This window comes from Mesorhizobium sp. M1163 (assembly GCF_040318415.1).
GTDB lineage: Bacteria > Pseudomonadota > Alphaproteobacteria > Rhizobiales > Rhizobiaceae > Mesorhizobium.
This window is the reverse complement of record NZ_JAMYMF010000050.1, coordinates 1-20940: the sequence shown is the minus strand read 5'-3', so window position 1 is coordinate 20940 and position 20940 is coordinate 1. Positions and strand designations below refer to the sequence as shown.

The window sequence follows — 20940 nt, the reverse complement described above, 5'->3', positions numbered from 1 at the left end:
TCCAATTTTAGGTTTGCGAGCTAGGCTAGGAGCATAATGCCGGCGTATGAAAGGCAGATGTCGGGAGGAACCGCGCCACAGCGCGCGCTTTCGCGCGCCCTGCTTTTCGCTTTGTTGTGCTCGACGGCACTTGTTGCCGAAACCGGAAGTGCGGCAGCCTTCGAGATTTTCGGCATCAAGCTGTGGGGGTCGTCAAAGGACGAAGATGCCGACATCGTCGACCCACTACGCTATGCCGTGACGATAGAAGCGCCCGACGCTGACGAGGATCTTGCCGAGAAGCTCGAAAACGCCTCGGCGCTGAAAGCCGACGAGGAACACCCGGTATCAGGTTCGCTGGGTCTTTTGGCCAAGGCGCGCAGCGACCGTGAGCAACTTGTCGCCGCGCTCTACGCGGACGCGCGCTACGAGGGTGTCGTCACCATCACTATTCAAGGCAAGCCGCTCGACGATCTGCCGCCCGATGCCGAGTTTTCCGGCCCGCAGCCGATTCCGGTGGTGATAAGCATAGCAGCCGGGCCGAAATTCACGCTTGGCAACATCAGGCTGAAAGGCGATGCAGCGGGGCTGGCAAGTGCCGACTTCGGTCTGATCGCCGGCGGTGACGCCAGTTCGGGCGCCGTGCTCAAGGCCGAGGCGGCGATCGTGCGGGCACTCAAGCAAGAAGGCAGGCCGCTGGCCAAGGTGACGCGCCGCGAGATCGTCGCCGAGCACGCCGGTTCGACGCTCGACATGACGCTCACCGTCGCGGCCGGGCCGGTCGCCGGCTATGGCGACACCACTGTCGAGGGCACCGAAAAGGTCGACAGCGACTTCACCGAATATATGACTGGCCTGAGGCGCGGCCGCCAATATTCGCCCGATGAGATCGACGATGCGCGCGACCGGCTGCTCGGGCTCGAGGTCTTCAACAGCGTGACGGTGAAGGAAGCCGACGCGCTCGACGCCGAAGGCAACATCCCGATCGGTGTCCAGGTAAGCGAACGCAAGCCGCGCTATTTCGGCATTGGCGGCAGTTTCTCAAACACCGAAGGGCTGGGCCTCGAAGGCTATTGGGGGCACCGCAATCTGTTTGGCCGCGCCGAAAAGCTGCGCATCGACGGCAAGATCAGCGGCATCGGCAGCAACGACTTGACCCAGCTCAATTACAATGCCGGCGTCATGTTCGAAAAGCCGGGCGTGGTCGGGCCGGCGTCGAAATTCATTGCCAGTGTCAACACCGTGCTGGAGCACCCCGACGCCTACGACCATTTCTCGGTCAAGGGCAGCACCGGCCTGTCCTACGAACTCGACAAGAAGCAGACGGTTTCCGCGCAAGTCGCGCTTGACTATTCCAGGATCCACGACGCTTTTGGCAAGCACACTTATCTGATCGCCAGCATTCCGCTGCAATATGTCTACGATAATCGCGACAGCAAGCTCAATCCGACAAGGGGCTTCAGGGTGCTGGCCTATGTCGAGCCGAGCTACGACATTTTGAGCGGGGCTGCGTTCGTCAAGCTGAAAGGCGAGGGGTCGGCCTACCAGTCGCTCGATTCGGCCTCGAAATTCGTTTTCGCCGAACGTGTCGCCATCGGCTCGATCACCGGCGCCGGTCTTCAGGATGTTCCGGCCGACCGCCGCTTCTACTCCGGCGGCGGCGGCTCGGTGCGCGGCTATGCCTATCAGGGCATCGGCCCGAAGGACAGCAACGGAGAGCCGATCGGCGGGCTTTCCTTCTTCGAGACCTCGGTCGAGATGCGCATCAGCGTCACCGACAAGATCGGCGTCGTGCCGTTCGTCGATGCCGGCACGGTGTCCACCGGGCAGGTCCCCGATTTTTCGGACATGAAGGTCGGCGCGGGTGTAGGCTTGCGCTATCTGACGGCGTTCGGGCCGCTGCGCATCGACGCGGCAGTGCCGCTCAACCGCGGCCCCGACGATCCTCATTTCGGCATTTATGCCGGCATCGGCCAGGCATTCTGATGGCAATATTCAGGCGCATCCTCCGTATCCTTTTCTACACGCTGCTCATCGTCGTGGCAGCGGCGGTGGGGGCCCTCGTCGTGCTGACCAAAACCGAGCGCGGCCGCGAAAACCTTGCCGGCATCATCTCGACCATGGCCTCGACCGACGATCGCAAGGTCACTGTCGTCGGCATCGACGGTATCTGGTCGGGCGCGCTGAGGGTCGATCATGTCGTTCTGGAGGATCGCGAAGGCGCCTGGATGGTGGCGCGCAAGGTGGCTGTCGACTGGTCGCCGCTGGCACTCCTGTCGAAGAGCTTCAGCGCCGATCTTGTTGGGGCCGAGCGCATCGAATTGGCAAGGCTGCCGGTGGCCAGCACACAGCCGAGCCAAAGCGGAGCGACGACGCTGCCGGTTTCCATCGACGTCAAGCAGCTCGACCTTCCCGAAATCGCGCTCGGGCAGGCTCTGGCCGGCAGCGGTGTCGCCGAACTTGCAGCCAAGGGAGCGCTCAAGGCGGACGCCTCGCCATTGGCCATCGAGACCAACCTGAACATCGTTCGCCACGACGGCAAGCAAGGCACGGTCGACGCCAAAGCCCATTTCGCGCCCGCCGACAACAAGCTCGACTTAGACCTTAAGGCATCCGAGCCGGCCGGCGGCATCATCGCCAACCTGCTCAAGCTGCCAGGCGCGCCGCCAGTCGACATTGTCATTTCCGGCACAGGACCGCTCGCCAACTGGAATGGTATTGGAACCTTCGTTGTCGACGGCCGGATCGTCACCCAACTCACCGGTCGCCATCAGCTCACCGACAAGGGTCATTATGTCGAGGCCAACGGCGATGGTGAATTCGAGCGCTTCCTGCCCGAAACCCTGAAACCGCTGTTTGCCGGCAAGACCACCTTCGACCTCGCCGGCACAGCGACCGCGGCCGGCGGCGTCGATGTCGAGCGCGCCAATATCGACAGCGGCGCCGTGCACGCGACCGCCGCCGGCATTGTCGATCCGAACGGCGCCAGCGACCTTTCGGTGAAACTCGCCGCGAAAGGGCCGCCGATCGTGCTTAGCCTCGGCAGCGAGGCACAGCCGATAACCGTGGCGATCAAGGACGCCACGGCCCGCGCGTTCGGCGACGGCAAGGCGCCGATGGTGGATATCGGCGCGTCGCTGGTCTCCGTGGTGGCGGGCGGCACGCGGGTGGACGACCTGATCGGGCAAGTGCATTCTGATGGCTTCGACATCCAGAACCGTAGCGGGCCCGTCACCATCAAGCTGACGGCGGCCGGCCTGAACACCGACGTTGCGACATTGGCGCCGCTGATAACGGGAAGGGTCAGCGCCGGTCTCGCCGGCTCGGTCAGCAAGGAACAGGTCGTTGTCGACCAAGGCACGCTGCGCAGCGACGCGCTCAATGCGTCCGTGACGGCCACTGTGGCGCTGGCCGATCTGTCGATGACGCTCAAGATGAATGCCGACGCGGCTTCGGCGGCGCTGCCGCCGCAGATCAGCTCGGTTCTCGGCGAGCGTGTGCAGTTTTCCGCAACCGCGACACGCGACCCGGACGGTGCGTTCGCCGCCAACGCATTGCAGCTCACCTCCGGTACGCTTAGTGCCAGCGGCACCGCCAGTGCGCAAGGCACCGATATCCGGGCCGATATCAAGGGCACGCTCGGCGACGTGTCGGTACTGTCGCCGCTGGTCGGCGCGAAGGTCGGCGGCGCCGTCGGTTTCGCGCTGACGGCAAGCGGCGCGCGCAGCGCACCGGATTTCTCGGTTTCGGCCAACAGCGACAGCCTGACGGCGTCCGGCCGTGTGGTGAAGCAGATCAAGTTGAGCGCGAGCGGCAAAGCCGATATCGCCAGTCCCGCCGCCGATGTCTCGCTGACCGGCTCGGTCGACGACCAGCCGCTCGACCTCAAGGCCTCGCTGGTCACAACCGATGGCAAGCGCTCCATCAATGGACTTGCCGTCTCGTTAGCCGACAACAAGGTCTCCGGCGACCTCGGGCTCGATGACAACCTGCTGCCGCTCGGCACGTTGAACCTCGATGCGGCGGATATTGCTCCGCTGGCCAGACTTGCCGGCCAAACGGTAGCCGGCGACGTGCGTGGCACGATCCGTTTCGCGAATGACAATGGTGCGCCGACGGTCGCGATCGATGCGACGAGCGCCGCGATCTCGCGCGGCGAACTGGCGGCGAAGACAATCGCCGTCAACGCGCTGGTCGCCAACTATCTCAAAGCCCCGGCGATCTCCGGCAAGATCAAGGCCGACACGATCACCTCCGGAACCACGGTGATCAGCGGCATCGACGTCGACCTGAAGCGCGATGGCGACTGGACCGGCTTTAGCGGCGGCGCCACGGTCGCCGGCATTCCGGCCAGCGCGGCCGGGCGGGTCAGGGTTGCGAACGGCATCACCAGCATCGAGCTTGCCTCCGGCGAGGCGACCATCCGCGGCATCAAGGCAGCGGTCGCGCAGCCATCGGCGCTGACAATCGCCAATGGCATGGTGAGCATAGAGAAACTGGCGCTCGGTGTCGGCGGTGGTTCGGTTGCCGTGTCGGGTACGGCTGGCCAGACGCTCGATCTCGCTGCCACCTTGTCGGCGGTGCCGGCAGCACTTGCCAATGATTTTTCACCGGGCCTCGATGCCGCGGGCACGCTCAGCGGCACCGCGCAAGTCACGGGATCGTCGGCTGCCCCAGATATTCGCTTCAACGCCCGGCTCAGCGGCGGCGAAACCAGCCAGACCCGGCGGGCCGGGCTCGGGCCGCTCAATCTCGATGCGGCTGGCCGTTTCTCGTCGGCCAGCGGCGTCGCCATCGAGCCTGCGACGCTTGCCGGCGAGAAAATCTCCGGCAAGGCAGCCGGCACCATCAATCCGAACGGTGCCAGCGATTTCTCGCTCGACCTCGCATCCACCGGCCCGAGCCTGCCGCTTTCGCTCGGCAGCAAGGAGAGCCCGATCAAGCTCGAGCTGCAGACGCTGTCGCTAAAGGCGGCCGGGCAGGGCACCCAGCCGAAGCTCGACATCTCCGCGACGCTGCCATCGGCCGCCACCAATCTAGCTAAGATCGAGGGCATCACGCTTGCGCTGCACTCCGACCGCTTCGACGTGAAAGCCCGGAGCGGGCCGATCTCCGGCTCGGTGACCGCCGAAAAAATCGGCCTCGACAATCCGACCGTCGCGCCGCTGATCGCCGGCAAGGTCACTGCCAAAGTCGCCGGCAGCCTTGCCGCCGACGCTGTCATCATCGATAGCGGCACCGTGACCAGCGACGCGTTGAACAGCGGCTTCAACGGGCGGGTCTCGCTGGCCGACGGCGCCATCGATCTAAATCTCAAGGCGGATGCCGCGTCGGCGGCGCTGCCGGTAGCGGCGCGTGGCATGCTCGCCGAGCGGACGCAACTCAGTGCCGCGCTGAAGCGGGACGCCAACGGCAATGTCACCGCCAACGCGATCAGGCTGTCATCAGGCGCGCTGACCGCAGACGGGCAGGCGAGCCTTGCCGATAACAAGCTGAGCGCCGACGTCAAAGGCGCGCTGGGCGACGTCTCGCTGCTATCCAAGGATGCCAAAGGCGCTATTTCTTTCGCGCTGAATGCGCAAGGCGCCAGCACCGCGCCGGATCTGTCGCTGACTGTCAACAGCGATAGGCTTTCGGTGGCGGCGCGTGAGATCACCGGACTGAAGCTCACCGCCACCGGCAAGGCTGATGCCGCCAACCCGGCGGCGAATGTACAACTCACCGGAAATGTCGCGGGCCAGTCGCTGCAGGGTAGTGCCGTGCTGGCGACATCGGACGGCAAACGCGCCATCAACGGGCTTTTGCTGTCGCTGGGCAAGAACCGTATTTCCGGCGACCTGGCGCTCGACGATGCCTTCGTGCCGGTCGGTACGGTAGCACTGGACCTGCCCGATATCGGTCCGCTTGCTGCCCTGGCACTGGAAAAGGCCGATGGCGATGTGCGCGGCACGATCGCCTTCTCCAAGGCTGGCGCCGTGCCGCAGGTCGCCATCAAGGCGACGACGGGCTCGATCTCGCGCGGCGATGTCTCGGCCAAGGCCGTGACCATCGATGCGCTGATCGCCAACTACCTGGCGGCACCGGTGATCTCCGGAAAATTCCGTGCCGACAGCGTCACTTCCGGCGGCACGGTTATCCGTGGTGTCGACGTCGATCTCAAGCGCGACGGCGAATGGACCGGTTTCTCCGGTGGCGCCACCGTGAAGGATATTCCGCTGAAGGCCGGCGGCCGGGTCAGGGCGGTCAAGGGCACGACGACGGTCGAACTTGCCTCCGGCGAGGCGACCATTCGCGGCATCAAGGCGGCTATCGCCCAGGCCTCGACCATCAACATCGCCAATGGAGTGACCAGCCTCGACAGGCTGGTGCTCAACCTCGGCGGCGGAACGGCGACGGTCACGGGCAAGGCTGGGCAGGCGCTCGACCTCAACGCGGCGCTGGCCCGCGTCCCGATCTCGATAGCCAACAGTTTTTCGCCTGGCCTCGATGCCGCCGGCTCCGTCTCGGGCACGGTGAAGGTGACGGGCGCGCCGGCCAATCCGGCCGTCGCCTTCAAGATCGACGCCACAGGCGTTCAGACGTCGCAGACCCGCGGTGCAGGTTTCGGCGGCATGGGCGTTTCGTCTTCAGGTACGTATTCGGGCAACAGACTGACCTTCGACGCCAACATGAGCGATGCCGCCGGCCTTGGCCTCAAGGGCGGCGGCACGATGACGACCTCAGGCGCGCCCACCCTTGATCTCAACTTTTCCGGCAAGGTGCCGTTCGCCTTCCTCACCAGGACACTCGCCGCGCAAGGCCTGTCCTTGAGCGGCACGGCCGACGTCGATGTGCAGGTGCGCGGCCCGGCGACGTCGCCGGTGATCTCAGGCACGGTCCGTACATCAGGCGCCCGCCTGGTCGACGCGCGCTCGGGGCTTGCGATCAACGACATCACCGCCGATGTCGCTATCGGTGGTGGCGTGGCCAGGATCAACCGCCTGACCGGCACGCCGTCGACGCGTGGCAGCCTTTCGGCCAGCGGCACCGTCGGCATCGATCCGGCTAAGGGTTTCCCAGCCGACCTGTCGGTCAAACTGGTCGACGGCCGTTATACCGACGGCAAGGTGGTCACTGCTAACCTCGGCGGCGACCTGACCATCAAGGGACCGCTCACCTCCGGGCCGGTGATTTCCGGTACCGTGAACCTGGCCAAGACCGTCATCACCGTACCCGAAAAGCTGCCCGGCTCGCTGGCCGAGCTCAACGTCAAGCACAAGAATGCGCCGGCAGCCGTGCGTGCGCAGGACAAGGCGTTGCGCCCGGCCGCTGCAAGCAGCGGTGGCGGCGACAGTGGCCTCCACCTCGACGTCACGATCAATGCGCCGAGCCAGATCTTCATCCAGGGCAGGGGCGTCGACGCCGAGCTCGGCGGTTCGCTGCGGCTGACCGGTCCGGCATCGTCACCCCAGGCGGTCGGCACCTTCACCTTGCGGCGCGGGCGGCTGACGATCCTTGCCAAGCGGCTGACCTTCACCGAAGGCACGGTCGGCTTCTCGGGTTCTCTGGTGCCCTACCTCAACCTTACGGCGCAATCCAAGACAACCAGCGCCACCGTGACCATCGTGGTGTCGGGCGAGGCGACCAACCCGAAATTCACCTTCTCCTCGGTACCCGCGCTGCCGGAGGACGAGGTGCTGGCGCAGCTGATCTTCGGCCGTTCGATGTCGAACCTGTCGCCGCTGCAGATCGCGCAGCTTGCCGAGGCTGCCGGACAACTGGCCGGCGTCGGCGGCTCGACCTCCCTGCTGCAGAACCTGCGCAGCGCGATCGGCGTCGACGATCTCGACGTAATCACCGACGAAGAGGGCGGCACCGCCGTCTCGGCGGGCAAGTATCTCAACGACCGCACTTACGTGACGATCCAGAAGGGCGATAGGCCCGGCTCGGGCAAGGCAACCGTCGATCTCGACGTCGGGCGCGGCGTCAAGCTGCGTGGTGAGGCAACCGACGCCGGCGAAGCCAAAGGCGGTGTTTTCTATGAACGGGAATATTGAAACGGCTGTTCGCGCAGAACAGTTGGTTGCCCGAAGAACGAGCGGCGCAGCAGCAAATGTCCCGGTTTAATTGTCCGTGGAGATTTCGCGCGAAATCCCTGGCGCAGTAGCAAATTTGCGCCAAGACTGTCGTTATCGCGCGAACCGCCCTGCTTTCAAAGTTGCACATTCCTTGGCATGTTCCCAATCCGTGCCGTCTTTGACATCATGGCGCGAATGCGGAATGTTAAAAGGCAGAAAGCCAACAATGGGAGTTAGTCATGACGATCTACAAGAGTAACGGCGACCGCGTTCCCGATCACATCCTGGCCATGGCCGAAGACGCCAAGGCAGGCAAGATGGATCGTCGCGAATTTCTGGCTCTCGCCAGCGTCTTCGGTGCGTCGACGGCGATGGCATATGGCATGCTTGGCCTTGCAGACCCCACGCCGGCCAAGGCGGAAGAGGTCCAGGGCAAGAAAGGCGGCGTATTGAAGGTCGCGCAGTGGATCAAGGATCCGAAGGATCCGCGCAAGTCCGACTGGTCGGAAATCGCCAATGCCGAGCGTCAGGCGCTCGAGCCGCTGGTCAAATATACCACCGAATACACATTCCGCCCCTATCTGCTGGAGAGCTGGGACGTGAATGACGACGCTACCGAATACACGCTGCATGTGCGCAAAGGCGTCACCTGGAACAACGGCGATCCGTTCACCGCAGACGACGTCATCTTCAACCTCAAGCGTTGGGCCGACAAGAAGGCCGAAGGCAATTCTATGCCCGGTCGCCTCGGTTCGCTGGTCAAGGACGACAAGCTGGATGAGAGCGCGGTGACCAAGGTCGACGACCACACGATCAAGCTGACGCTCAGCAAGCCCGATATCGCCCTCATTCCCAACGTGTGCGACTATCCCGGCCTCATCGTCCACAAGACGTTCGACGAAAAAGGCGGCGACTTCAAGTCCTGCCCGATCGGCACTGGGCCGTTCGAGCTGGTCTCTTACGATGTCGGCCAGAAAGTGGTCTACAAGCGTCGTGAAGACAACAAGTGGTGGGATGGCGAGGTCTTCCTCGACGGCATCGAGTTCATCGACTACGGCACCGATCCGGCGGCGATGGTCAGCGCTTTCGAAGCTGGCGAAGTGCACACCAATTTCGAAACCTCGGCCGACTATGTGTCGATCCTCGACGGCATGGACCTGGCGAAGTCCGAGGTCGTCACCGCCTCGACGATCGTCTGCCGCACCAATGTGACCAACAAGCCTTACGGCGACCAGAAGGTTCGCAACGCCCTGCAGCTCGCGGTCGACAACGCTGTCGTCCTCCAGCTCGGCTACGGCAATGCCGGCACGGTTGCCGAGAACCACCATGTCGCCCCGATCCATCCGGAATACTACGAATTGCCGAAGGTTGCTCGCGACCCGGCCAAGGCAAAGGCGCTGATGGCGGAAGCCGGCCAAGCCGATTTCGAGCACGAGCTGATCACGGTCGACGAAGACTGGCACAAGAACACCGGCGATGCGATCGCCGCGCAGATGCGCGACGCCGGCATCAAGGTAAAGCGTACGGTGCTGCCGGGTTCGACCTTCTGGAACGACTGGACGAAGTATCCGCTGTCGATGACCAACTGGAACATGCGGCCGCTCGGCGTCCAGGTTCTGGCGATCGGCTATCGCACAGGTGAAGCCTGGAACGAGACGGCTTGGTCGAATCCCGAGTGGGATGCCAAGCTCAACGCTGCGCTGGCAGTTGCCGACGCCGCCAAGCGCAAGGAAATGATGAAGGATATCGAGCAGATCCTGCAGGATTCCGGCATTATCATCCAGCCTTATTGGCGCAAACTCTACAGCCATTCGGTCAAGGCGGTGCAGAACTACAAGATGCACCCGACCTTCGAGCGCGACTACGGTAAGGTCTGGCTCGACCAGGCCTGACCGGACGATCCGGAAAGGGGCGTCTGGCCCCTTTCTCTCGCTGGTTGCATGGTCCTTGGACCGGAAGTCGGCGCAGCAAAAAGTTGCGGACTCTTCGGCCGGGGTCTGCAATAAAAAGGGTATTGCATCTGGGACTGGTCTGAAGGCTTGTTCTGCCGCTGGCGGCAGGGCACGGCTTGCAAACCGGTTCCACCCCCCCAACCCGACCGGCAGGGGACCGCCATGCTTTCTTTCGTTATCAGGCGTCTCGGCACCATGGCATTGACGATGCTGTGCCTGACGATGATCGTCTTCTTCCTGGTCAATCTCGGGCCCAATCTGAAGAAGCTCGCGATCAGCCAAACCGAAATGCACACATCGGCCGAGCAGCTCGAGGCTTGGCTGGTCAATCATGGCTATCGGCAGAATTTCTTTGTCCGCTACGGACAATGGCTGGGCGTCGTGCCCAAGCAGCCGGTGACCGACCCGGCGACAGGCAAGCCAGCGCAGCGTTTCTCCTTCTGCAACGATCCGGTCGTGCCGACATTTTCCGGCATCCTGCAAGGCGATTTCGGCTGCTCGACCAAATTCAAGACGACGGTCGCCTCGAAACTCTTTCCGGCGCTCAGCGCCACCGGCATCCTGATGCTCTGCGTGCTTGCGGTTATGGTGCCGGTCTCGCTCCTGATCGGCATTCTTGCCGGCATGCGCGAGGGCTCACGCACCGACCGCACATTGTCGGTGGCGTCGATCGCCTCGACGGCGACGCCCGAATATGTTTCGGGCGTCATCTTCACCGTCATCTTCGCCTCCTGGCTCGGCGTGCTGAACGGCTCGGCGGCCTCGGCCAGCCAGGGCATCACCTTCTACAATTTCACCTTGCCGGTGATGACGCTGGCGATCTACGGCATCGGCTACATCGCCCGCATGACCCGCGCCTCGATGGTCGAGGTGATGACGCAGCAATATATCCGAACCGCCCGGCTGAAGGGCCTCTCCTTCGGCAGCGTGGTGGTAAAGCACGCTCTGCGCAACGCGCTGATCGCACCGTTCACGGTCATCATGCTGCAGTTCCCCTGGCTGCTCACCGGCGTCGTCATCGTCGAGGTGATGTTCCGCTACCAGGGGTTCGGCTACACGCTGGTCGAGGCGGCCGGCAACAACGACATCGATCTTCTGCTCGGCTGCTCGCTGGTCTCGGTGTTTATCGTCCTGATCACACAGCTCATCTCCGATGTCGGCTACGCGTTCCTCAATCCGCGCATCAGAGTTCAATAGGAGACCGGGCGGATGCAGGTCGAATATCTCAGCGCCTTCAACGTCGTACTCGGCGTGCTTACCCGCTTCTGGCCGGTCTGGATCGCTCTCGCCCTGGTGATGGGGGCGAGCTTCGGCTACAAGAAGAAGCTTGGCCTTTACGGCCAGCTTTTCGACAGCGGCGTCGGCATCGTCGGCGTCGGCATCTGCCTGTTCTGGCTGTTCACGGCGATCTTCGCATCGACCGTCGCGCCCTTCGATCCGCTCGCCCAGGTGCCGATTATGAAGGACGCGCTGCCGGGCGCGATCGAGCCGGCGTCGAAGCTTGTATACTATTTCGGCGGCGACAAGCTCGCCCGCGACGTGTTCTCCCGCATGGTCTATGGCAGCCAGATCGTGCTGATCATCGCGCCGGCGGCAACCGGCTTTGCACTGATGGTCGGCATCACGCTCGGCCTGCCGGCTGGCTATTACGGCGGCAGGATCGATACGGTGCTCTCCTTCCTCGCCAATTTGGTGCTGGCCTTCCCGGTGATCCTGCTGTTCTACCTCCTGGTGACGCCAGGCATCATGGACACGCCGATCCCCTACGCGATGGCCGGGCTGTTCTTCCTGTTCCCGATCATCTTCTTCAGCGTGCTGTTCTGGACGCGCTACAAGAACCGGCCCGACCGCCTCTATATCCTGCTTGGCCTGACGTTGGTCGTTGGCGGCTGGATCTATGCCGGCCTTGTCTTCGACGCCGATCCGTTCAAGATCATCCACATCGATCCCAACCAGCTCAACATCTTCGTGGCAGTGGTGTTCGCCTCCAGCCCGGGCGTGTTCCGCATCGTGCGCGGCCTGGTCATGGATATCAAAACGCGCGACTATGTTGCGGCGGCGCAGACGCGCGGTGAATCGCCCTGGTACATCATGCTGTGGGAGATATTGCCCAATGCGCGCGGGCCGCTGATCGTCGACGCCTGCCTGCGCATCGGCTACACTACGATCCTGCTCGGCACGCTCGGCTATTTCGGGCTGGGGCTGGCGCCGGAAAGCCCGGACTGGGGCACGGCGATCAAGGATGCCAGCCGGCTGCTGCGCTCTTTCATCCACCCGGCGCTGCCGCCGACGATCGCATTGATGTCGTTCGTGCTCGGCCTCAACCTCCTGGCGGATTCGTTGCGCGAACAGTCGATGAAGGATTGATGCCGGGAAAGATTGAACCGGGAAAGATCGATGCCGGGTTCGGCCCGACATGCCTGCAGAACAAGGATTGGAGCGACCCATGAATGAGGCAGTTCGAAATCCCGCCAAGCCGACCAATGGGCCGATCATCGAGATCGAGAACCTGTCGATCTCCTTCTTCACCCGCAAGGGAGAGATCCCGGCCGTCATGGATTTTTCCTGCACGGTCATGCCCGGCGAGGCGATGGGCATCGTCGGCGAATCCGGCTGCGGCAAGTCGACCGTGTCGCTCGGCATCATGCGCGACCTCTCGAACATCGGAAAGATCGTCGGCGGAAAGATCAAGTTCCAAGGCAAGGACATGGGAGAACTGTCCGACGAGGAACTGCGCGCCATCCGCGGCAACAAGATCGCCATGATCTACCAGGAGCCGATGGCCAGTCTCAACCCGGCGATGAAGGTCGGCCAGCAGCTGATGGAAGTGCCACTGATCCACGACAAGGTATCGAAGGATGAAGCCTATAAACGCGCGTTGGAAATGGTGCGCGCGGTGAAGCTGCCGGATCCCGAGCGCATGATGCGTTCCTACCCACACCAGCTTTCCGGCGGCCAGCAGCAGCGCATCGTCATTGCCATGGCGCTGCTGTCGAAGCCTGCGCTGCTTCTGCTCGACGAGCCGACGACAGCGCTCGACGTGACGGTTGAGGCCGGTATCGTCGATCTGGTCAAGGGGCTGGGCGAGAAGTTCGGGACCTCGATGATCTTCGTGTCGCACAATCTCGGCCTGATCCTGGAGACCTGCGACCGCATCACGGTGATGTATTCGGGCGAAGCGGTGGAGACGGGCAAGATCAAGGACGTCTTCGACCGGATGCGCCATCCCTACACGCAAGGCCTGTTCCGCTCGATCCCGTTGCCGGGCGCCGACAAGAATTCGCGGCCTCTGATATCCATTCCGGGGCAGTTGCCGCTGCCGCACGAGCGGCCGAAGGGCTGCAATTTCGGCCCGCGCTGCCACCATTTCGTCGAGGGCGTCTGCAACGCCGCCGAAATTCCGATGATCGCGGTCGAAGGCCATGACGGGCATTTCTCGCGCTGCGTACGCTTCAACGAGATCGACTGGGAGGCGCTGCCGCCTGGCGCCAAGAAAGTCAACGAGCGCGTGGTGCCCGGTGCGCCGGTGCTCCAGATCGAAGACCTCAGGAAGTACTACAAAGTCGGCGGCAGCGAAGTGTTCGGCTCGAGCGAAGGACGTGTCGTCAAGGCCAACGAGACGATCTCTTTCATGGCGCGCGAATCCGAGACCGTCGCTATCGTTGGCGAATCCGGCTGCGGAAAATCGACCCTGGCCAAGGTGTTGCTCGGCCTCGAAACGGCAAGCTCCGGCCGCGTGAAGCTGGGCAACAAGGAAATCCAGTCGACCGGGATCGAGAAGCGCAGCGTCGACACCGTGTCGTCGATCCAGATGGTGTTCCAAAATCCGTTCGACACACTCAATCCCAGCCATTCGGTCGGTTCGCAGATCATCCGTACGCTGGAAAAGTTCAATGTCGGCGACACGGTGGCCGACCGCCGCAAGCGGATGCTGGAACTGCTCGATCTGGTGAAGCTGCCAAGGGCATTCGAGACGCGCAAGCCGCGCCAGCTTTCAGGTGGCCAGAAACAGCGCATCGGCGTGGCGCGGGCCTTTGCCGGCGACGCCAAGGTGGTGGTGGCCGACGAGCCGGTCTCGGCGCTGGATGTGTCCGTCCAGGCGGCGGTGACCGAACTCTTGATGGACATCCAGCGCAAGAACAAGACCACGATGCTGTTCATCAGCCACGATCTGTCGGTGGTGCGCTACATCGCCGACCGCGTCGTCGTCATGTATCTCGGCTATATCGTCGAGCAAGGCACGACCGACCAGATATTTTCGCCGCCCTATCACCCCTATACCGAGGCGCTGCTGTCGGCGATCCCGATTGCCGATACCAGCGTGGTGAAAAGGCATATCGTGCTCGAAGGCGACATTCCGTCGGCGATGAACCCGCCCTCGGGCTGCCCGTTCCAGACGCGCTGCGGCTACAAGAAACTTGTGCCGGACAATCTTTGCGAAACTACGGTGCCGCCGGTCAAAAATCTCGGCGACGGTCATATGAGCCTGTGCTGGCTGGCCGACGACGTGCTGGCAAAAATGGAGCCGGTGATTAAATTCGACAAGGAACACGCGGCGAATGAGGGCGTGCCGGATGATGCAAACCACGGTGTTGGCCCGGGCTTTGCTGGAGATCCGCCCAAGCGCCCGCATGGCAAGACTGGCAGCGTTGAAGCCGATGCCGAGGGTCAGGCAGCGGAGAATGCCGAAGCGGTCGCCAAAGCCCGCCGTCACGAGGTTCGCGACGAGGTTTCAGAGACCGGCGGCATCTCAAGCTCTGCCGATAGCGCAGTGGCACCAATCACGCCGCCGACAGTCGGCGACGGCCGCCAGGCCGAGAACGCCACGCGCAAGCCGCGCAGACCCAAGGGCGGCTAAAATGCCGCTGATGTGCTAGGGCGCGCATTGCCGTAGCTGCGCGGCGTAGTCCTGCGCCATCTGTTCGGTGGCGTGCGCATAGCGCTGCACCTCGGCGTCGCCGCGATTGCCGCGCTTATAGGCATTCCAGCCGAGATAGTAGGCGAGATACAGATTGTAGGTGTCGTTGCGGGGGACGCCGAGCGTGTCGGCGGTCTTGGAATGATACCAGCCGACAAAATCGACGGCATCGGCAAACCTGGTGCGGCGCGCCGCCCAACTGCCGGTCTCGTTCTGGTATTGCGCCCAGGTGCCGTCGAGCGCCTGCGAGAAGCCGGTGGCGCTGGAGATATGTTTCCAGGGAATGAAACCCAGCAGCTTGGTGCGCGGCGGCCGTGCATTGCTCTTAAAGCCGGATTCCTTGCGCACCGTCGCCATCAGTACTGGGACTGGCACCCCATATTTCTGCTCGGCGCGCTGTGCGGCCGCCTGCCAGTTGTCGAACCAGCCATCGTTCTGGTCGAAAACGGCGCAGACATCGTTGATGTGGTTCGGCGGCGTCGCGCAGGCCGAAAGTGCCAGCGGCACGGCAATCGCTACAATTTTACTAAAACTCGACCTACGCATTGGAAGAGCATTAGGCCGAAAACATAAAAGGAATCTTGCTGCGTTCCTTAACGGCTCATCGGCCGCTTTGGCTGGCGCTGAGCAAGTATGAACCTTCCGACATTTGTTGTCGCTTTTACCGATGTGAAATTCCCGGTATGGCGCCTTGGCTAAAATCACGCCCGCAGGTGGCGGATTCTTGACAGCCCGATCTTTGTGCCGGCGCTTTGATGCGCCGCATGAGCGAACCAAGACGCAAGCGCGGCGCCGAGCGAACGAGCAACAGGGGACCCACCGCCATCCCGCAACTGCCGCTCAGGCGGGTGACAAACCCTTATCCGCCGATGGCGATGCTGTCGGCCGACCAGATCGAGGCGATCCACCAGGCGTCGATACATATCCTGGAGAATTTCGGCATTGAGGTGATGAGCCCGCGGGCGCTGTCACTGTTCGAGAAGGCCGGGGCCAAGGTCGATCATGCCTCGATGAACGTCCGCATCGATCGCGGCATGATCGAGGAAGCGCTGAAGACGACGCGGTCCAGCTACACGCTGACGCCGCGCAATCCCGCCCATGCCGTCCACCTCGGCGGCAATACCATCAACTTCACGCTCGTCGCCGGGCCGCCCAATGTGCACGACATGGAGCGCGGCCGCCGTGCCGGCAATTTGCGCGATTATTCCGATCTCGTCCGGCTGGCGCAGCATTTCAACTGCATCCACATGCTCGGCAACCAGGTCTGCGCGCCGGTGGAATTGCCGGCGAATTCCCGTCATCTCGACACCTATTTCGCCAATCTGACGCTGACGGACAAAAGCTTTCACGTCTCGGCCATCGGCCGTGGCAGGGCGCTCGACGGCATCAAGATGATGGCAATCGCGCGCGGACTGACGCTTGACGAGATGCGCGACGATCCCGGGGTCACCACGATCATTTCGGTCAACTCGCCGCGCCGCTTCGACGAGATGATGGCCGAGGGGCTGATGACGATGGCCGAGTTCGGCCAGTCGGTGGCGGTGACGCCGTTCACGCTGATGGGAGCGATGAGCCCGGTGACGCTTGCCGGCGCGCTCGCCCAGCAGAATGCCGAGGCGCTGTTTGGCGTTGTGCTGACGCAGCTCGTCCGTCGCGGCGCGCCGGTGATGTATGGCGCCTTCACCTCCAATGTCGATATGAAATCGGGCGCGCCGGCCTTCGGCACGCCTGAAAATACCAAGGCGAACATCGCGTCCGGACAGTTGGCGCGGCGTTACAAGCTGCCTTATCGCACGACACCGGGCTCAGCCTCCAATGCCGCCGACGCGCAAGGCGTCTATGAGACGCTGATGGCGCTGTGGGGCGCGGTGCTAGGCCACGGCAACCTCGTCTATCACGCCGCCGGCTGGCAGGAGGGCGGACTGACTGCATCGTTCGAAAAGTTCATCATCGACGTCGAGATGATCCAGCACATGATGGAGTTTTTGCGCCCGATCGAAGTCAACGAGGCCGAGCTTGCCGTCGAGGCTCTGGGTGCGGTTCCGACCGGCGGCCACTTCTTCGGCGAGCCACACACGCTGGAGCGCTACGCCACGGCCTTCTACCAGCCGATACTGTCCAACTGGCAGAACTACGAGGCCTGGCAGGAGGCCGGTGGGCTCGACGCCACGTCGCGTGCGACCAGGCTGTGGAAGAAGGCGCTGGAGGACTACGCCGAGCCGGTGATGGAAATCTCCAGGCGCGAGGCGCTGGAGGCGTACCTGGCCAAGCGCAAGGAAGCGATCGGGCAGAGCGAGCCTTAAGCACCACTCTTCTCGGATTCATTTTCTTCTCTTCCAGAATCATGAAACCCATCCAACTCTTTGAAATGACGAGAATCCCATGAAATCACATGCAAAGGTCGTGGTTATTGGCGGTGGCGTCGTCGGGTGCTCCGTGCTGTTCCATCTGGCCCGGCACGGCTGGACCGACATCGTGCTCCTGGAGCGCGATGAATTGACCTCCGGCTCGACCTGGCACGCGGCCGGCGGCATGCACACGATCAACGGCGATCCCAATGTCGCCAAGCTGCAGAAATACACGATCTCGCTCTACAAGGAGATTGAGGAACTGTCCGGCCAGGCGACCGGCGTGCATCTGACCGGCGGTGTGCTGCTGGCGGCGACCGAGGCGCGGCTCGACTGGCTGCGCGGCGTTGTCGCCAAGGGCCGCTATCTCGGCATCGAGCTCGAGGAGATATCGCCGGCCGAAGCCGCCGAACTGATGCCTCTGCTCGATCCCAAGCAGTTCGTCGGTGCCGTCCGCAACAAGGAGGATGGCCATCTCGATCCATCCGGCGTTACCCACGCCTACGCCAAGGCCGCGAGGAAGCTTGGGGCCGAGGTTGAGCGCTTCACCAAGGTCGAGGACATCGTGCGGCGCGCCGACGGGCTGTGGCGCGTCATTACCAACAAGGGCGAGGTGGTGGCCGAGCATGTCGTCAACGCCGGCGGCCTGTGGGCGCGCGAGGTCGGCCGCATGGTCGGGCTGGAGCTGCCGGTGCTGGCGATGGAGCACATGTACCTGATCACCGAGGACATGCCGGAAGTCGCCGCCTGGAACCAGAAGACCGGCACGGAAATCATCCATGCAGTCGACTTTGATGGCGAGCTCTATCTGCGTCAGGAGCGCGGCGGCATGCTGATGGGTACTTACGAAAAGGCCAACAAGCCATGGTCCGAGTTCCAGACGCCGTGGAACTTCGGCCACGAGTTGCTCGAGCCCGACATCGACCGCATCGCGCCATCGCTGGAGGTCGGCTTCCGGCATTTCCCGGCCTTCCAGAACACCGGTATCAAGCAGATCATCAACGGGCCCTTCACCTTCGCGCCGGACGGCAATCCGCTGGTCGGGCCGGTGCGCGGCCTGCCGGGGTTCTGGGTGGCCTGTGGTGTCATGGCCGGGTTCTCACAGGGGGGCGGCGTCGGGCTGGCGCTGTCGAACTGGATGATCGAGGGCGATCCCGGCGCCGACATCTGGGCGATGGATGTGTCGCGCTACGGCGACTGGGCGACGATGGCCTACACCAATGCCAAGGTGCGTGAGAATTATTCGCGGCGGTTTTCGATCCGCTTCCCGAATGAGGAACTACCGGCCGGACGGCCGCTCAAGACCACACCGGTCTATGATCTCCTGTCGGACAAAGGCGCGCAATGGGGCGTCGCCTATGGGCTGGAAGTGCCGCTGTGGTATGCGCCGGAAGGCGTGAGGGACGAGTTCTCGTGGCGGCGCTCGAGCGATTTCGAGCATGTCGCAAATGAGGTCAAGACCGTTCGAGAAGGCGTTGGCCTGTCGGAGATTTCGAGCTTCGCCAAATACAAGGTGACGGGCGAGGGCGCTGCAGCCTGGCTCGACCGCCTGCTTGCCTGCAAGCTGCCAAGGCTCGGCCGCATGACGCTGGCGCCGATGCTGAAGGAAGACGGCAGGCTGATTGGCGATTTCACGCTAGCCAATCTCAGCAGCCCAAATTCGGAAAGGGACGGCTGGTTCCTGGCCGGCTCCGGCGTCGCCGAGCAGTACCATATGCGCTGGTTCGAAGCGCATCTGCCGAAGGACGGCTCGGTCAGTATCGAAGCGCTGGGAGCAAAACTCACCGGCTTATCGATCGCCGGGCCGAGCGCGCGGAACCTTCTTGAAAAGGTCACACGATCTGATGTGTCGAATACGGCCTTTCCGTTCATGGCCATCAGCAAGATGGACATCGGCATGGCGCCGTGTCTGGTCGGGCGTGTCAGCTACACCGGCGATCTCGGCTACGAGATCTGGGTGGCGCCGGAATATCAGCGCGCCGCCTATCAGGCGCTGATGGCGGCGGGCGAAGAATTCGGCATCGGCCTGCTCGGCTCGCGAGCGCTCAACGCATTGCGGCTGGAAAAGAATTACGGCTCATGGGCGCGCGAATACCGGCCGATCTATGGGCCGCTGGAGGCCGGCCTCGATCGCTTCGTCGCCTATGCCAAGGAGGCCGATTTCATCGGCAAGCAGGCGGCGCTGGCAGAGCGCAAGCAAGGCGGCAGACTGCGGCTGCGGGCCTTTGTCGTCGTCGATGCTGTCGATGCCGACGTCATCGGCGACGAACCAATCTGGCATGGCGGCGCCGTGCGCGGCTGGGTCACGTCGGGCGGCTATGCGCATCATTCGAAAAAATCCGTCGCTATCGGCTATGTGCCGAAAGAGATTGCCGACGAAGCCGACGGTTTCGAGATCGAGCTTCTGGGCAAACGCCATGTTGCGCGCATGCAGCCGGTCCCACTGTTCGACGCGAACTTCGAGCGGATGCGTGGGTGAGGTTTCAGGCGCTGCGGCGGTTATCCAGCGCCAATGCGCCGGCGCCGGCGAATACCAGATAGAGGAAGATGAAGCAGAACGATATCGCCGCATCGCCGCCATTGTTGACCGGGAAGAAGTCGCGCGGCATGTGCGCCATGAAATAGGCGATCGCCATCTCGCCGCTGAGAAGGAATGCCACCGGCCTGGTGAAGAGTCCCAATACCAGCAGGATGCCGCCGGCGAATTCCAGGATAGCCGCAGTCAGCGACAGCCCGCTCAGGGTGCCGGCATGGTCGCCGATGGGGAAATTGAAAAGTTTCTGAGTGCCGTGCTCAATGAACTGCAGCGCCGTCATGATGCGCAAGGCGGCCAGAGCCTGCGGCTGATATCTGACAAGACCGTCGAAAAGCTTCATCTAAGACTCCATTTTACCCCCGAACCGGCCATAGATCATCGCCCGACAGGGGACCATTCACTTCGCATGGCCCGCCAGCCACAATCAGTGATTGGAAATGTTCCTCGTCCTTTTAATATTTTTCTCTCCAGGGTTGTATTTTAAATGCTGTAGTTGTAGTGATATCCAGACACTCCAAACCATGTGGGTTCCGTTTGCCATGAGAAAAGTCGTCGTCAGCCTATTCGCCATCCTTGCAGGCACCAGCGTCGCCACGGCCGACGATGCCGGCTGTGCTGCCTTCAAATGGCCGGTGACGCGCGAGGAGGCCCTGTTTGCGGCGGCGCCCGCCGCGCAGTCCGGCGCTGACCTTTCGGTCGGCGAGGCTGCAGATGTGGCGTTGGCGCCGGTCGGCACGATCAGCTTCACCGTTCCGCCGGAACGCGCGCCGGCAGCCGGTACATTCGGCGCGACGGCGAGCGTGGCCGCGCCCCCGGAGGGAGAGCTCCAGATCAGCCTGTCTGATGAGGCTTGGATCGATGTCGTTCAGGACGGTAAAGCCGTGAAGTCGGCGGCTTTCAGTGGTATAAAAACCTGTCCGGGGATCCGCAAGAGCGTGCGCTTCAAGCTAGCCGCCGGCCCGGCGACCATCCAGCTCAGCGGCGCCAAGAAGCCCGATCTCAAAGTTTCCGTGCTGACGCCGGAATAGTTCTCAAAGAGCGTAAGGTTGGAGGGACAGCGCCCCTCTTGTAACTTATTCCTTGCCGACTCTGCTATGAAAGCAGGTGCGGTGGCGGACGGGAGACCGACCCCTCTTTGGGCCTTTGAGCC

At 63.0% G+C, this 20940-nt stretch carries 11 protein-coding genes; 9 read left to right on the top strand and 2 right to left on the bottom strand.

All coding sequences use genetic code 11. The annotated features are described in order from the left end of the window. The first annotated feature begins 36 nt into the window (after window positions 1-36). From NKH43_RS31905 to NKH43_RS31880, 6 genes are all read left to right on the top strand, one after another. Window positions 37-1965, top strand: a complete 1929-nt coding sequence (locus tag NKH43_RS31905) for an autotransporter assembly complex protein TamA (protein ID WP_352861542.1) — start codon at window positions 37-39, stop codon at window positions 1963-1965. After that, window positions 1965-8015, top strand: coding sequence for a translocation/assembly module TamB domain-containing protein (locus tag NKH43_RS31900; protein ID WP_352861540.1), 6051 nt, complete (start codon window positions 1965-1967; stop codon window positions 8013-8015). Before NKH43_RS31905 ends, NKH43_RS31900 begins: the two co-directional genes overlap by 1 nt. Window positions 8016-8275: 260 nt before the next feature. After that, complete coding sequence (locus NKH43_RS31895; RefSeq protein WP_023720874.1) at window positions 8276-9928, top strand: ABC transporter substrate-binding protein; 1653 nt, start codon at window positions 8276-8278, stop codon at window positions 9926-9928. A gap of 222 nt (window positions 9929-10150) precedes the next feature. Beyond that, entirely contained in the window at window positions 10151-11185 is a 1035-nt protein-coding gene (locus tag NKH43_RS31890; RefSeq protein ID WP_023720873.1) for an ABC transporter permease, read from the top strand. A 12-nt stretch (window positions 11186-11197) separates the two neighbouring features. Continuing rightward, window positions 11198-12355: an ABC transporter permease gene (locus tag NKH43_RS31885; protein WP_352482929.1), complete on the top strand. Its 1158-nt coding sequence runs from the start codon at window positions 11198-11200 to the stop codon at window positions 12353-12355. Between the two features lie 79 nt (window positions 12356-12434). After that, the gene (locus tag NKH43_RS31880) at window positions 12435-14846 is read left to right on the top strand and encodes a dipeptide ABC transporter ATP-binding protein (RefSeq protein ID WP_023720871.1); all 2412 of its coding nucleotides are present in this window, start codon (window positions 12435-12437) and stop codon (window positions 14844-14846) included. A 15-nt stretch (window positions 14847-14861) separates the two neighbouring features. Here the strand turns inward: NKH43_RS31880 and NKH43_RS31875 are convergent, their stop codons facing one another. After that, window positions 14862-15452, bottom strand: coding sequence for a transglycosylase SLT domain-containing protein (locus tag NKH43_RS31875; RefSeq protein ID WP_352861539.1), 591 nt, complete (start codon window positions 15450-15452; stop codon window positions 14862-14864). Between the two features lie 218 nt (window positions 15453-15670). Between NKH43_RS31875 and NKH43_RS31870 the strand changes: the two genes are divergently transcribed. Beyond that, entirely contained in the window at window positions 15671-17209 is a 1539-nt protein-coding gene (locus tag NKH43_RS31870) for a trimethylamine methyltransferase family protein (RefSeq protein ID WP_352861538.1), read from the top strand. A 79-nt stretch (window positions 17210-17288) separates the two neighbouring features. Then, the gene (locus NKH43_RS31865; RefSeq protein WP_352861536.1) at window positions 17289-19733 is read left to right on the top strand and encodes a GcvT family protein; all 2445 of its coding nucleotides are present in this window, start codon (window positions 17289-17291) and stop codon (window positions 19731-19733) included. Between the two features lie 4 nt (window positions 19734-19737). On the opposite strand, the gene NKH43_RS31860 is transcribed toward NKH43_RS31865, so the two are convergent. Further along, on the bottom strand, window positions 19738-20130 hold the full coding sequence (locus NKH43_RS31860; protein ID WP_352861534.1) for a DoxX family protein: 393 nt from the start codon (window positions 20128-20130) through the stop codon (window positions 19738-19740). A gap of 181 nt (window positions 20131-20311) precedes the next feature. Between NKH43_RS31860 and NKH43_RS31855 the strand changes: the two genes are divergently transcribed. Further along, the gene (locus NKH43_RS31855) at window positions 20312-20818 is read left to right on the top strand and encodes a hypothetical protein (RefSeq protein ID WP_352861550.1); all 507 of its coding nucleotides are present in this window, start codon (window positions 20312-20314) and stop codon (window positions 20816-20818) included. Window positions 20819-20940: the final 122 nt, after the last annotated feature.